This is a genomic window from Croceicoccus naphthovorans (assembly GCF_001028705.1).
Taxonomy (GTDB): Bacteria; Pseudomonadota; Alphaproteobacteria; order Sphingomonadales; family Sphingomonadaceae; genus Croceicoccus; species Croceicoccus naphthovorans.
The window spans coordinates 1,200,748-1,215,577 of record NZ_CP011770.1; the positions used below are offsets into that span (position 1 = coordinate 1,200,748).

Genomic DNA, 14,830 nt, shown 5'->3' on the forward strand with positions numbered 1-14,830 from the left:
TCTCCTCTTGTTCCTGTAGAACAAATGGGATACACCGCGAGTCGGCCGGTTGGAAAAGACCGGGGGGCAACACGAAACGACAGGAGGCCACGATGGCTGCGAACCTGAAGCTGGTGGACAAGGAAAACAACGTGGATCGGCAAAAAGCGCTCGATGCGGCGCTCGCACAAATCGACCGGGCCTTCGGCAAGGGCTCGGCCATGAAACTCGGCAGCCGTGAGGCGATCGAGATCGAATCGATTTCAACCGGATCGCTCGGGCTGGATATCGCGCTTGGCATCGGCGGCTTGCCGCGCGGGCGCATCGTGGAAATCTACGGGCCGGAAAGCTCGGGCAAGACGACGCTTGCGCTGCACGTGATAGCCGAAGCGCAGAAGAACGGTGGCGCCGTCGCTTTCGTCGATGCGGAACACGCGCTCGACCCCGGGTATGCGAAGAAGCTTGGCGTCGACATTGATGAACTAATCGTATCTCAGCCAGATACGGGCGAGCAGGCGCTGGAGATTACGGATACGCTGGTTCGCTCGAACGCTATCGATGTATTGGTCGTCGATTCGGTCGCGGCGCTGGTGCCCCGTGCCGAGATCGAGGGCGAGATGGGCGACAGCCACGTGGGTCTGCAGGCTCGCTTGATGAGCCAGGCTCTGCGCAAGCTGACCGGTTCGATTAACCGTTCGCGGTGCATGGTGATCTTCATCAACCAGGTGCGCATGAAGATCGGCGTGATGTACGGTAATCCGGAGACGACGACGGGCGGCAACGCGCTTAAGTTCTACGCTTCGGTCCGCCTCGACATTCGCCGCACCGGCCAAATCAAGGAGCGCGACGAGGTTGTTGGCAACGCAACCCGCGTGAAGGTGGTGAAGAACAAAGTCGCCGCACCGTTCAAGCAGGTCGAATTCGACATCATGTACGGTGAGGGTATCTCGAAGATCGGCGAAATTCTCGACCTCGGCGTCAAGGCGGGTATCGTCGAGAAGTCGGGCGCTTGGTTCAGCTACGATTCGGTTCGCATCGGGCAGGGTCGTGAGAATGCCAAGACCTTCCTCAAGGAAAACCCCGAGATGTGCGCCAAGCTGGAAGCGGCTATTCGCGGAAAGACCGACGAGGTTGCCGAGGAAATGATGGTTGGTCCAAGCGGCGACGAAGAGTGATTTGATTTTCTGAGCGAACGAAAATGCAAATGGGGGCGGGGCCAGGACGGTCTCGCCCCTTTTTGTCGAGCGGCCCGATTACCAAGACCGGGAATTGTGGCCACATCGCGGCTTGTCGGAAATGCGCGGCTGTCCTAACTGGCAGGCCATGACTTCGACGAACGACATCAGGGCCTCATTCCTCGACTATTTTGGGAAGGCCGGACACGAAAAAGTGCATTCGGCTCCGCTGGTGCCCTACAACGATCCCACGCTCATGTTCGTGAACGCGGGCATGGTGCCGTTCAAGAACGTTTTTACCGGACTGGAAACGCGCGATCCGCCGCGCGCAACCTCTTCGCAAAAGTGCGTTCGCGCCGGTGGTAAGCACAACGATCTCGACAACGTCGGCTATACCGCGCGGCATCACACATTTTTCGAGATGCTGGGCAACTTTTCGTTCGGCGACTATTTCAAGGAACAGGCGATAGAACATGCCTGGACGCTTCTCACCAAAGAGTGGGGCATTCCTGCAGAGAAGCTGACGACAACCGTCTATTACACCGATGACGAGGCATTCGATCTCTGGAAAAAGATCGCGGGTCTTCCGGATCACAAGATCATCCGCATTCCGACTTCGGATAACTTCTGGTCTATGGGCGATACCGGACCGTGCGGACCGTGCAGCGAGATTTTCTACGATCATGGGGATCACATCTTTGGCGGCCCTCCGGGATCGCCGGACGAGGATGGCGATCGTTTTATCGAGATCTGGAACCTCGTCTTCATGCAGTTCGAACAGAAGGCCGACGGTTTGCGTGAACCGCTTCCCAAGCCCTCGATCGATACGGGCATGGGCCTCGAACGCATCGCTGCGGTCATGCAGGGCGTTCACGACAACTACGACATCGATACATTCCGCGCCCTGATCGAGGCTTCGGAAAGTTTGACGGGTGTGAAGGCCGAGGGTGGCAATAAGGCCAGCCACCGTGTCATTGCCGATCACTTGCGTTCGACCAGCTTCCTACTCGCCGATGGTGTGCTGCCGTCGAACGAAGGGCGCGGTTACGTGCTGCGTCGCATCATGCGCCGCGCCATGCGGCATGCACATCTGTTGGGTGCGAGCGAGCCGTTGATGCACCGCCTAGTCCCCGCGCTGGTGACCGAGATGGGGCAGGCGTATCCTGGCCTTACCCGTGCCCAAGCACTGATCGAAGAAGTGCTGGAGCGTGAGGAAACCCGCTTTCGCCAGACCCTCGACAAGGGCCTCAAGCTCCTTGATGAAGCTACCGGCGACATGGCCAATGGCGACGAGCTACCGGGCGAGACCGCCTTCAAGCTCTACGACACGTATGGCTTCCCTTACGATCTGACCGAAGATGCTTTGCGCTCGCGCGGTATTGGCGTTGATCGTGAGGGCTTCGACATGGCGATGGCGCAGCAGAAGGCTGCTGCCCGTGCCGCGTGGAAGGGCAGCGGTGATGCGGCATCCGGCGAGATCTGGTTCGACATTGCAGAACGTGAAGGCGCGACCGAATTCACCGGTTACTCCTCCACCGAAGGCGAGGGCACAGTCGTCGCGCTGCTGGTCGATGGGGTGGAAACCCAATCTGCGGAAGCGGGGCAGGACGTCGTTGTGCTGACCAACCAGACGCCTTTTTATGGCGAAAGTGGCGGGCAGGCCGGTGACTGCGGATCGATCACCGCGCCAAGCGGGCTTGTCATCAAGATCGGCGATACGGCAAAGCCTCTCGGCCGCCTTCACGCGATGCAGGGAACGGTTGAGGCGGGCGCGATTGCCGTTGGTGAAACAGTTCACTTGTCCGTCGATGCGGAGCAGCGCGACGCCATCCGTGCGAACCACTCGGCGACGCACCTGCTCCATGCGGCCCTTCGCAATCGGCTTGGCGAGCATGTGACACAAAAGGGGTCGCTGGTAGCGGCTGATCGTCTGCGTTTCGACTTCTCGCACCCCAAGGCGCTGACCGATGAAGATATTCGCGCCATCGAAGCGGAAGTGAATGCCGAAATTCGCGGAAACGAACCGGTTGCAACGCGTCTGATGAGTCCCGACGATGCGATCGAGGCGGGGGCTATGGCTCTTTTCGGCGAGAAATACGGCGACGAGGTTCGCGTGCTGTCGATGGGGCGCAAGGCGGATGGCGGTCGCAACTATTCGGTCGAACTTTGCGGCGGCACGCACGTTAATGCACTGGGCGACATCTCGGTATTTCGCATTGTGTCGGAAAGCGCCGTTTCGTCTGGCGTGCGCCGGATCGAGGCTCTGACCGGCGAAGCTGCGCGCCAGTGGCTTGTTGGGCGCGAAGATGCCTTGAAGGCCATTGCCGGCATCATGAAAGCCGCGCCGGATGAGGTTGCGGGCCGTGTCGCGGCGCTTATCGACGAGCGCAAGAAGCTGGATCGCGAACTGGCCGAGGCCAAGAAGGCGCTGGCGCTCGCCGGTGCGACCGGTGGCGGCGCGGCTGCTGCGCCTACGGACGAAGAGGTTGGCGGTGTCGCTTTCGCGGGGCAGGTGCTGGACGGCATGGATCCCAAGGAATTGCGCGGTTTGCTGGACGAGGCGAAAAAGCGACTCGGTTCCGGCGTCGCGGCGATTGCGGCGGTGAACGACGGTCGTGCGGCTTTTGCCGTGGCCGTAACCGACGACCTGACAGAGCGGTTCAGCGCGGTCGACCTTGTCCGCAAGGGTGTTGAGGCACTGGGCGGCAAGGGCGGCGGCGGCCGGGCCGACATGGCGCAGGGCGGTGGTCCGGATGGGTCCAAGGCCGATGATGCCATTGCTGCGGTGAAGGAAGCGCTGGCGGGCTGAATCTGCTGGCCTTCAGACCGGTTCGCCCGATGCTTCGCTGTTCCTGCTGGCCAAGCTGGTTTTCAGCTTAGGCTTCTTGGTCAACTCGCCTTCGCGCATGATCTGTTCGCGGTATTCGTCGCGCTTTTCGTGGATCGAGGCGATGACCGGTCCCATTGCCACGCCAACGTTGACCAGCACAGCTTCGGACAATTGCAATGAGCTTTCAAGCGTTTCGGGCACGGCTTCGGTCGCGCCGGCGCGATAGAGTTCGGCAGCATGCGCCGTATCGCGGGCGCGGGCAATGATCGGAATGTCGGGATAGCGTTCGCGCAGTTTGCGCAGCAATCGACCGGCCAGAACCGGCTCGTCCATGGTCAGGATGATGGCGCTGGCTTTCGAAAGGTCGATTCGGTCCAACGCCGGGCCGCGCGCATCGGCGAACATCAACGGGTGTTTACGCCGCCGCGCGAGCGTGACCAGTTCCGGGTCGGAATCGATAGCGAGGAACCTTTGATCGTGCCGCGTCATCATGTCGGCGATCAGTTGCCCCACGCGGCCATATCCAAGGATGATCGCGCGTCCTTCCGATGGATCCGTCTCCTGGCTCGCTTCGTCAGTCGCGGGCGCGGTATCGACGTGGCGAGCGACCTTGCGGCCCAAGAGCGCGAGGATCGGCGTGATCGTCAGCCCGATGGCGGTGACGATCTGCCAGAACTGCGCGGTCTGGGGCTGAATCAGTTGCGCGGTGGCCGCCGCGGACAGCACGATCAGCGTGGTCTCGGACGGACTGGACATCGTGATGCCCGTTTCTACCGCCGTTCCGCGACGCGCGCCCATCATGCGCAGCAGCCCGCCCGTGACCAGCGCCTTGACCAGCAGAACGGCCGAGACGGCCAGAAAGATTGGCCACGCATTGTCGATGATCACACCCAAATCGACACCCATGCCGACGGTGATCAGGAAGATGCCGAGCGCGAGCCCCTTGAACGGCGCGGTGATCCCCTCAACCTCTGTGTGGTATTCGGTTTCGGCAATCAACAGGCCCGCCAGCAGCGCGCCGACGATGGGCGACAGGCCGACCGCCGCCGTAGCCAGTGAGGCGATGATGACCACCAGCAGGCTGGCGGCAAGAAACAGCTCGGGGCTTTTGGTACGTGCGGCCTGGGCGAACAGACGCGGTAGCAAGAGCCTGCCGCCGATCATCAGGACGATGACGGTCAACCCGCCGGTCCAGATCGTGTACCAGAGGCCCTCCATCCCGTCCGAACTGGCATAGGGCGCCATCGCGCCCAGCAGGAAGATGATCGGGACGATGGCGATGTCCTCGAACAGCAGCATGGAAAGCGCCGCCTTGCCGACAGGACTTTTCGTGCCGGAGATCGGCAGGACCAGCGCGGTAGAGGACAGGGCGAGGGCGAGGCCAAGGCCCAGCGCCCCGGTCCAGTACTGCCCCATCGTCATCAGCGCAAAAGCGATCAGCGCCGCCGAAATCGTCAGTTCCAGCGCGCCGAGGCCGAAGACCATGCGCCGCAGCTGCCACAATCGGTTGAAAGATAGCTCCAGCCCGATCGTGAAGAGCAGCAGGATGATGCCGAATTCGGCAAATGGGTCTAACCCTTGTGGGTCGGTTATCGTGACGTATTGCAGCCATGGATAATCGAAGACGAGCCGGCCCAGACCGAATGGACCGACCAGCATGCCGACAAGGATGAACCCGATGATCGGGGTGATGCGGAACCGGGCGAAGACCGGAATGACGATGCCTGCCGCGCCAAGGATCACCAGCGCATCGGACAGGACCGGGGAAAAATGCAGTTCGCTCGCCATCTGAATCAGGTCCTACGGGTCCGAGTCGCAAAAGGCCAGACAATCAGCGTTCCCATGCGAAAATGACTGCCGACCCCGTGGAAGTTGACAAAGTTGACACGGGATAAGGAAAAATCGGATCGATCAATATTTACCTTTTGATCGATCCAGTCGATCAGGTGATAATGGGAATGGGTGAGATCGCAGATCATGACTGTGCGGTTCTATTGCGGAATTTATCTGTAGGACACAGGGGTTTGGCAACGAAACCTTCACCGATTTCGTGCGATAATCCGGTCATGGCACGACCACCGCACAAACCCCGTCCCGTTTATCACGACCTTGTCTATCGCAAGGAGAAGAGCGGCCTTGGCGTGATCGTCTGGGCGGTCGTTCTGGGCGCGATGGTCGCCGGTGCGACGATTGCATGGGATCGAGGCCTGTTCGGCAAGGCTGGCGAGGCGATGATGCCCTATCTGGAGAGCTTTCTGCGCTGATCTGGGCGCGTTGATCCGGCCTCAGGCACCGCCCCGACTCGGCGTCAGCCGCCGCCCCGACCCGGCGTCAGCCGCCGCCCATCGTGCGCGTGCCCAGCGGTTTGCTGCTCGTGTCCTCGTCGCGGCCCGCCAGTGCGGTCTGCGGCTTGCCGACCTGATCCGCCCACTCGATCTGGTAAAGGTCGAAGCGTCGGTCGGCGAGGTTGCGGACGGTGCCTTCGGCGCGGGCCCATGACAGGTCGGCAAGGTTCACGTCGCTGATGGTCAGCGTTTCGACGTTCTCGCTCGCCTCTGCGGCAATGCCGTCGCGGGCGAAAGGGAAGTCGCACGGGGTCAGGATGCAGGACTGCGCGTACTGAATGTCCACGTTGCCGACATTGGGCAGGTTGCCGACATTGCCGCTCATCACCATGAAGCACTGGTTCTCGATCGCGCGGGCCTGCGCGCAATAGCGGACGCGCATGTAACCCTGACGGCTGTCGGTGCAGAATGGCACGAAGATGATCCGCGCGCCTTCGTCCACCAGACGGCGCGCAAGCTCGGGAAACTCGCTGTCATAGCAGATCAGCACGCCAATCGGGCCGCAGTCCGTCTGGATCGCGTCGATGCTGTCGCCGCCCTTGATGTTCCACCAATATGCCTCGTTCGGGGTGGGGTGGATTTTCTCCTGCTCGTGGATCGACCCGTCGCGCAGGCAGACATAAGCGACGTTGTGGATGTCGCCGTCCTCCATCCGGGTCGGGTGCGAACCGCCGATGATGTTGATGTTGTATTCCAACGCCATCTTCGACAGCGCCTTCTTGATCTGCGGGGTATAGTGCGACAGCGCCTCGATCGATTCCTGACTGCTCAATTCCTGATCCGCGAATGACAGTAGGGGCAGGGTGAACAGTTCGGGAAAGAGGATGAAGTCTGCCTCGTAATCTGCTGCAACGTCGACGAAATATTCGACGCCGCGCATGAACTCGTCATAGTCTTTCACCTGCCGCGCCTGCAGCTGGCAGGTGGCGATGCGCACCTGTTCGACGTCGCGGGGAACGCGGAATTTCTTCGGCTCGTCCTTGTCGACATACGGGTTGCGCCAGACCATGTGGACGGCGTTGGTCTTCGACTTCTTGTCCTCTGGCAGATAGCCCTTCAGGATGCCGATCGGTTCGAACCCGTTGGCCAGTTGAAAGCGCAGGACGGGGTCGTGGATCTTCCCCTCGACCACCTTGTCCAGATAGTCCTGCGGGCTGCTCACCTTGCGCTGGTTGCGGGTGTAGTTCGGCATACGCCCGCCGAAGACGATGCCCGACAGTTCCAGGCGTTCGGCCAGCGCGCGGCGTTCTTCGTAAAGCCTGCGCCCGATGCGGGTGCCGCGTACCTTGGGGTCGACGCACATCTCGTACCCGTAGAGCCATTCGCCATTGGGCATGTGGCGAGAGCCGAAGCCGTTGCCGGTGATCTCGTCCCAGGTGTGCTGGCGCATCGCCATGCTGTTGGTGACGCGCATCGACGCGCAGTATCCGACCAGCTTGCCGTCCAGCTTCGCGATGAAGCAACCTTCGGGATAGTTGTTCAGCTGCCCGCGGATTTCGCCGAATGTATAGGGCGGCAGGTCGATATAGACCCGACGGATCAGGGCGGCGATGGCGGATACGTCCGTGGCCTTGGCCTGACGGACTTCGAGGCGGGCTTTGCTGCTGCGTTCGGTCATCGCGCCACCATCTAGCGACTGGGCCGCGAAATGCGAGGGGGCAGACGACGGGCGGGCGCAAAAAGAAAGGCCCTCCGCCCGCGAACCGGGCGGAGGGCCTTTGCTCTATCGTGCCGGAACCGGCGCGGGCGTTACGCCCAGTTCTTCATTTCCTGTTCGAGACCCTCGACGATGGCTTCGAAGAACTGCTCGGTCGTCATCCAGTCCTGCGACGGGCCGATCAGCAGCGCAAGGTCCTTGGTCATCTTGCCTTCCTCGACACACTTCACGCAGACGCGCTCCAGCGTTTCGGCGAACTTCACGACATCGGGCGTGTTGTCGAACTTGCCGCGATACATCAGGCCGCGGGTCCACGCGAAGATCGATGCGATCGGGTTGGTCGAGGTCGCCTTGCCCTGCTGGTGCTGGCGATAGTGGCGGGTGACGGTGCCGTGGGCGGCTTCGGCCTCTACGGTCTTGCCGTCGGGCGCCATCAGGACGGAGGTCATCAGGCCGAGCGAGCCATAGCCCTGCGCAACCGTATCCGACTGCACGTCGCCGTCGTAGTTCTTGCAGGCCCAGACGAACTTGCCGCTCCACTTCAGGGCCGATGCGACCATGTCGTCGATCAGGCGGTGTTCGTAGTGGATGCCCTTTTCCTTGAACTTTTCCGCAAAGCCTTCGGTGTCGAAGACTTCCTGGAACAGGTCCTTGAAGCGCCCGTCATAGGCCTTCATGATCGTGTTCTTGGTCGACAGGTAAACCGGCCAGCCAAGGCCGAGGCCATAGTTGAACGACGCGCGGGCGAAGTCGCGGATCGAATCGTCGAGGTTGTACATCGCCATCGCGACGCCCGAGCTGGGGAATTCGTAGACTTCGAGGTCGAGGTCGTTCTTGCCGTCTTCGCTATCGAAAACGAGGCGCAGCGTGCCCTTGCCGGGGATAAGCGTGTCGGTCGCGCGATACTGGTCGCCGAACGCGTGACGGCCGACGACGATGGGGTCGGTCCAGCCGGGGACAAGGCGCGGAACATTGTCGATGACGATCGGTTCGCGGAATACGACACCGCCAAGGATGTTGCGGATCGTGCCGTTGGGCGAACGCCACATTTTCTTGAGGTTGAATTCCTCTACGCGGGCTTCGTCCGGGGTGATCGTGGCGCACTTCACGCCGACGCCGTATTCCTTGATCGCATTGGCGCAGTCGACGGTGATCTGGTCGTCGGTTTCGTCACGCTTTTCGACCGAGAGATCGTAGTACTTCAGATCGATGTCGAGGTAGGGCAGGATCAGGCGTTCGCGGATCCACTGCCAGATGATGCGGGTCATCTCGTCGCCGTCGATCTCGACGACCGGGTTCGCTACCTTGATCTTCTGCATGGGGCTTCCTGTCTCTATCGTTTCTTTGAAGGGAGGGCGCGCCGAACGACGTGCCAAAGAATATTTGCGCGCCTCTTAGCAAAGCAAGGGCCAAGCGCAAGGCGCATCGGTGCGCCGTTGGTGCCGATAAACGGCAACCTGCGTCCATATTGGCCGCGTCCACATCGGATGCAGTAGGAATTCGCGAGGCTGTTCGGATTTACCCGATGGTGGGCGTAGCAAGGATTGAACTTGCGACCCCTACGATGTCAACATAGTGCTCTACCACTGAGCTATACGCCCACACCATCGGCATGGCCCCAATCCGGTATCCCGGTCCCGGTGCTTCGTCGCATACCGGTGGGCAGGGGCAGGCCTTTAGCCTCAGCGCGGTGGGCAGGCAACCCCGATTTTACAGCTTTTTGAAATCCGCTGCGAAAGGGCGGATTACAGGTTGGCGTGCGCCATCGTTCCGTCGAAAAGCCGTTCGACTTCAAGCACAAGATCGCGCAGGTGAAACGGCTTTGACAGGACCTTGGCCTGCGGCGCCTCTCGGCTGGCCTTCATCGTCACGGCGGCGAAACCGGTGATGAACATCACCTTCGTCGTCGGCGAAACCTGCGCGCAGCGCTGCGCCAGTTCGATGCCGTCCATTTCGGGCATGACGATATCCGACAGCAAAAGGTCGAAATGCTGTTCGGTCAGCAGGGGCAGGGCGTGGGTGCCACGATCGACCGCCACAACCTCATACCCGGCGTTTTCCAGCGCGCGGGCAAGATAGGTGCGCATCGAATCTTCGTCTTCGGCGAGCAGAATGCGAATCATGATGAGCCCTTCGTAACCCTTGCTACCGCGCCCCGAAAAGACGCGTAGTTAACGCTGTGGATGGCGTGCGAACCATGCCGCGCATGGTGACCGATCCATTATCCCCGATCCGGGCACTATAACAAAATGCCTTAATATTTTCACAGTTTGCACGCGCTGTGCATGATCGGGACAAGCGGTCGGTCGGCGCGATAAGCTGGGCAGGGTGGGCACACCGCCATTGACGCGGGGGCCGGGGCGGGACAGCGTGACCGGCAATGCCCGAAAGCCGCCCCGCAAATCCCGAACCGACAGCACCTGAAAGGCGCGGAGAGATCGAGTCCGGCGGGTCAATTCCCGGCCTGTCGCGGCCCGCCTTCACGTTGCACGGCCATGCGTCGCTGGGGCCGGTCCTGATCGCGGTGCCGCACGCAGGCCGCGCCTATCCGCCCGCCGTGCTCGACCGGATGCGCAGCGCGGACCTGTCTTGTCAGCGATTGGAGGATCGCTTTGTCGATCACGTTGCGCGCGAAGCTGCGGCGCTGGTCAAGGCGCCCCTGCTGGTCGCCCATGCGCCGCGCGCGATGATCGACCTGAACCGCGAACCGACAGATCTCGACCCATCAATGTTTCGCGCGGATGAGGCGGAGCGGGCTGCACTGCGCCGGAAGATGCCCCGCGGCGGTACGCTGGGCAGCCGTTCGCTGCGTGGCCTCGGCCTGTTTCCTCGCCGCTTGCCGGGCGTGGGTGAAGTGTGGCGGCATCCGATGGAGCCGAGTGAGGCAGAGCGGCGCATCGCGGGCATTCATGCACCTTATCACGATGCCCTAGGGCGTACGTTGGAGGCGATGCAGCGCCTGTGGGGCGAAGTGCTGCTGCTTGACCTGCACTCGATGCCCGACTTGCCAGCGCGGCAGGGGATGCCCCCGGCGCGGCACGTGCTGGGCGACCGGTTCGGTGCGAGCTGCGACCGTGAACTGATCGACACCGCGCTCGATGCGATGGTGCGGGGCGGGGCGGTCCCGGCCTATAACCGGCCCTATGCGGGGGGCTATGTGCTCGACCGGCATGGCAATCCGCGCAAGGGCGTGCATGCGATCCAGCTGGAAGTTGCGCGAAGCCTTTACCTTGATACCGACCGCCCCGGCGCGGGCGTGCGCGATCAGGCCGAACTGGTCTCAGGATTGGTGCAAGCGCTGATCGCTACGCTGACGGATCGATCCGTTCGCTGGGTTCAGGCGGCGGAATAGGCGTGCAAATGTACGGCACATAAAAAACCACCCCGTAACGAGTCACGGGGTGGTCAAGGTTCAGGGAGGTTGACGCACGCTAATGCGTCAGTCCGGTAGGCCATGAGGGAAGCCCGACCCGGACATCCTCTAAATAGGCTATCCGCCATCCTGTTGCAAGAGTGCATCAGGCAAGATTTATTTTTTCGCTATCTTGAAAGCCGAAGGATTGGCGCAGGTCACGCCGAATTCCCCGGATTTCGGCGGTTTCAGGCGTTGGCCGGCTGCGGCTGAAGCTGCGGGCCCTTGCCCTGCGCGATCTGGCGCGAGAAGATTTCGCGGGTCAGGTCGAGCGAGAACAGGTGCGCCACGATCAGCATCCACAGGCCGTTCTGATTCCATTGGCGCAGCACGTCGCCGCGCACTTCCTTCAGCTTTTCCTGATTCACCATCTGGAACCCGCGATAAACGAAAGGCTGGCCTTCATCGCGCGCGATCGACAGTTCGCCGTCCATCAGCAGGTCGTGCTTTTTCAACTCGTCGATGAACGCCTTGGTCTTCTGACCGGCAGTCTCGAAATGTTCGTTGAACTTCAGGATGTTCTGGGTTGCTTCGCTGGGCTGGCCATCGGCGAACAGCGCCTCGCCATCGTCGAATTCGCCGACAAGGTCCGTCGACGGATCGAAGCACAGCGACAGCTGGTCGCTATCGGGCTGCAGCCGTGCCAGCATGAAGGGATAACGGCGGACATAGGCCGGGACATAGCAGTTGGTGCCCATCGAACCGTCTTCGTCGAAGAATACGTTCACGCCTTCGTTCAGGCCCATCAGCGCCAGTGGAACCGGGTTTTCGCCGCTTGAAAAGATGATCGGGAAATGGCGCTGCGCCATCGGGAATTCCTCGACCGTCAGCGGAATCGCGTGCTCGTTCGCCAGCCAGGGGGCCTTGTCGGTCGACTTTGCCTTGAAGGCACCGTGCTGGTTGCTGTTGAGCGGAATAAGGCTCTTGTAGAACATGGGTAGATTGGCGTTCGGCGCGCTGGCCATGGGTACTCTCCGGTTCGGAAAAACGGTTGAAAATCGGATGTCGTGGTCGCCCTGGGGCGAACGTGCGGCGGGGTTTAGGGAGTTGCGCCCGCCCGCGCAAGGCGGCTGGCGGCCATTATCGCCGCCATATCGGGCCAATTGCTCAGATCAGCTTGCCGGGGTTCAGAATGCCTTGCGGATCAAGCGCCTGCTTGATCGCCTGCATTGTGCGCAGCGCAACCGGATCGTGCGTGGCGTGCAGCACGTCGCGCTTGTCCTGCCCGATGCCGTGTTCGGCGCTGATCGATCCGCCCCATTCGGTCACGAAGTCATAGACGAAACGGCTGATGTCCTTGCCGGTCGCGGGCCCCCACTCCGCCGCATCGGCCCCGCGCGGGGCGATGACGTGGAAATGGACGTTGCCGTCACCAAGATGGCCGAAGGCGGCGACTTCGTGGTCGGGGTGGTCGGCAAGGATTCGCTTTGTGGCCGCCTCGACGAAATCGGGCATTTTCTCGACCGGAACCGATATGTCGTGCTGCGCCGCCGGTCCCTTGGCCTTTTCGGCCGGAGAGATCGTCTCGCGGATTGTCCAGAATGCCTCTGCCTGCGCCTCGTTCGCGGCGATCACGGCATCGTCGCCAAGGCCCTTTTCCAGCGCGGCGAACAGCGTTTCCTCCACCCGCTCACCCAGCATTTCCGCCCCGGCGCGGTCGGCCACGAATTCCAGCAGCGCATACCACGCGTGGCGCGTTTCCAGCGGGTCTTGCGTATCGGGGTTATAGGCTTTCACCGCATCGATGCAGGACTGCGGCATAACCTCGAACCCCTCCAGCGCATCGGGCAGCGCCGCATCGCAATGGAGCAGCAGTTCACGCGCCCGGTGCAGCGAATCGAGTCCGACCACCGCGACCCGCCGCTCTGCAATGGCGGGCGAAAGTTTCAGCACCGCGCGGGTCACGATCCCCAGTGTACCTTCGGACCCGACGAAGACCTGCTTCAGGTCGAACCCGCGATTGTCCTTCTTCAACGCCGAAGTCATGTCGAGCACGCTGCCGTCGGCCAGCACGACCTCCAACCCAAGAACCAGCGCGCGCATCACCCCGTGGCGCAGCACTTGCGTGCCGCCCGCGTTGGTTGAGACCAGCCCGCCCACCGTGGCCGACCCTTTGCCGCCCAGCGACAGGGGAAAGCGCAGGTCCTGCGCCTCTGCCGCCTCGTGCAGCACCTGAAGGATCGCGCCTGCACCGCAGGTTGCGGTCATGGCATCGGCGTCGATCGCAATATCGGTCATACGCCGGGTGGAGAGCAGCAGCGCCGTGCCGCTATCGTCGGGCGTCGCCCCGCCGACCATGCCCGAATTGCCGCCCTGCGCCACGATGGGAATTGCTCGCTCCGCACAAAGTCGCACCGCACCGGCCAGTTCATCTGCATTGGCGGGCTGGGCGAGGGCGAGGGCCTTGCCGTGATAACGCCCGCGCCAGTCGGTCAGCCATGGCTCGATATCGTCGGGATCGGTGATCAGTCCCTTGTCGCCCAGAATCGCGCGGGCAGCATTGAAGAATCCTGCCTGATCTGTGCGGCTATCGATTATGGCGTTGTCGTTCATCGGTTCTTGCCTTTTTCCCAGGCTCTACGTGCTGGCCCAGAGTTTCTGTGCTGGCCCAGAGGTGGCACCGGTTCACCGGTCATTCAATCCCGGCGTATCATTAGGGCACACCGACATCCGGCACTTGCGGCGCGGCGCTTGCCGTGCCTATCGCTGTAACTCGTTCAGGCAGGAGTTGAGGGACTTTGGGACTGGCGCTTGGCGCATCGTTGCTTTTCCCGTTGGCATTGGCCAGCGCGAGCGCAGACGTGCCCTTGCCGGAAGAGGCCGCGGTGCCGTTTTCCGACATCCAGTTCCAGACCCGGACGGAAGTGCGCCAGCGCGTCATCGTGCGGATCACCCCGCTCAGTCGCGTCAGCCGTCCGCAAGTGCAGGCCGACGAAGAACCTATCGTCGTGCACTCGCGCCGCCCGATAGAGGATTGCATCCCGCTGTCGAACATCGCCGGTGTGCGGCTGGGCAGCGGGCGCAACCTGCTGCTCTACCTGCGCGATAAACGTGTGATCGGAACCAAGTTCGACCGGACCTGTCAGGTCAGCAGCTTCTATTCGGGGTTCTACGTCGAACGGTCCGAGGACGGTTTGCTCTGCGCGGGGAGAGAGGCACTGCATGCCCGGTCCGGCGCGGATTGCGTGCTCAGCTCGTTTCACGAGGTTGAAACCGACGGCGATTGAGCCGCACGATCCCCCGCCCGAATGGCGCTTCTGCTTGACTTTTCGCCGGTCTTGCGCATAGCGGCGCGCAAGATATTCCGGGCCCGCCCGTTGCGGCGGTAACGGCCTGGGACGCAGGGCGGCCCCGCCTTGCCCATCACGATGTTTTCATTTCGTGCCCGGCCCTTTTCGATGTGCCGGGATCGTTTTCGCTAAAACCCGCCTG

The 14,830-nt window shown here is 62.0% G+C and carries 11 protein-coding genes and 1 tRNA gene; 5 read left to right on the top strand and 7 right to left on the bottom strand.

The features are described from left to right. Nucleotides 1-92: 92 nt before the first annotated feature. Together recA and alaS are read left to right on the top strand one after the other, a co-directional pair. The gene (gene recA / locus AB433_RS06090) at nt 93-1,154 is read left to right on the top strand and encodes a recombinase RecA (RefSeq protein ID WP_047820336.1); all 1,062 of its coding nucleotides are present in this window, start codon (nt 93-95) and stop codon (nt 1,152-1,154) included. A 148-nt stretch (nt 1,155-1,302) separates the two neighbouring features. Next, nucleotides 1,303-3,963 (top strand): alanine--tRNA ligase, encoded by a 2,661-nt coding sequence (alaS, locus tag AB433_RS06095; protein WP_047820337.1) that lies wholly within the window; start codon nt 1,303-1,305, stop codon nt 3,961-3,963. 12 nt (nt 3,964-3,975) lie between these two features. Here the strand turns inward: alaS and AB433_RS06100 are convergent, their stop codons facing one another. Further along, nucleotides 3,976-5,772: a cation:proton antiporter domain-containing protein gene (locus AB433_RS06100; RefSeq protein WP_047820338.1), complete on the bottom strand. Its 1,797-nt coding sequence runs from the start codon at nt 5,770-5,772 to the stop codon at nt 3,976-3,978. 278 nt (nt 5,773-6,050) lie between these two features. Between AB433_RS06100 and AB433_RS06110 the strand changes: the two genes are divergently transcribed. After that, complete coding sequence (locus AB433_RS06110) at nt 6,051-6,248, top strand: hypothetical protein (protein ID WP_047820340.1); 198 nt, start codon at nt 6,051-6,053, stop codon at nt 6,246-6,248. Nucleotides 6,249-6,315: 67 nt separating this feature from the next. On the opposite strand, the gene AB433_RS06115 is transcribed toward AB433_RS06110, so the two are convergent. The 4 genes from AB433_RS06115 to cpdR all read right to left on the bottom strand — a co-directional run bounded on the left by AB433_RS06115 (nt 6,316) and on the right by cpdR (nt 10,109). Beyond that, nucleotides 6,316-7,947 (bottom strand): bifunctional GNAT family N-acetyltransferase/carbon-nitrogen hydrolase family protein, encoded by a 1,632-nt coding sequence (locus AB433_RS06115; protein WP_047820341.1) that lies wholly within the window; start codon nt 7,945-7,947, stop codon nt 6,316-6,318. A 131-nt stretch (nt 7,948-8,078) separates the two neighbouring features. Then, nucleotides 8,079-9,305 carry an NADP-dependent isocitrate dehydrogenase gene (locus AB433_RS06120; RefSeq protein WP_047820342.1) on the bottom strand — a complete coding sequence of 409 codons (1,227 nt, stop codon included), beginning with the start codon at nt 9,303-9,305 and terminating at the stop codon, nt 8,079-8,081. Nucleotides 9,306-9,512: 207 nt separating this feature from the next. Next, nucleotides 9,513-9,587, bottom strand: a tRNA-Val gene (locus AB433_RS06125). A 144-nt stretch (nt 9,588-9,731) separates the two neighbouring features. Continuing rightward, nucleotides 9,732-10,109 carry a cell cycle two-component system response regulator CpdR gene (cpdR, locus tag AB433_RS06130; protein WP_047820343.1) on the bottom strand — a complete coding sequence of 126 codons (378 nt, stop codon included), beginning with the start codon at nt 10,107-10,109 and terminating at the stop codon, nt 9,732-9,734. 257 nt (nt 10,110-10,366) lie between these two features. Between cpdR and AB433_RS06135 the strand changes: the two genes are divergently transcribed. Then, entirely contained in the window at nt 10,367-11,338 is a 972-nt protein-coding gene (locus tag AB433_RS06135) for an N-formylglutamate amidohydrolase (protein ID WP_047820344.1), read from the top strand. 248 nt (nt 11,339-11,586) lie between these two features. Here the strand turns inward: AB433_RS06135 and AB433_RS06140 are convergent, their stop codons facing one another. Then, a complete protein-coding gene (locus AB433_RS06140; protein WP_047820345.1) occupies nt 11,587-12,363 on the bottom strand; it encodes a SapC family protein in 777 nt (258 codons plus the stop codon). Between the two features lie 142 nt (nt 12,364-12,505). Further along, nucleotides 12,506-13,951: an FAD-binding oxidoreductase gene (locus AB433_RS06145; RefSeq protein ID WP_047820346.1), complete on the bottom strand. Its 1,446-nt coding sequence runs from the start codon at nt 13,949-13,951 to the stop codon at nt 12,506-12,508. Nucleotides 13,952-14,136: 185 nt separating this feature from the next. Here AB433_RS06145 and AB433_RS19375 point away from each other — a divergent pair, with 185 nt between their 5' ends. Continuing rightward, nucleotides 14,137-14,625: a hypothetical protein gene (locus AB433_RS19375; RefSeq protein WP_053059017.1), complete on the top strand. Its 489-nt coding sequence runs from the start codon at nt 14,137-14,139 to the stop codon at nt 14,623-14,625. Nucleotides 14,626-14,830 lie beyond the last annotated feature (205 nt).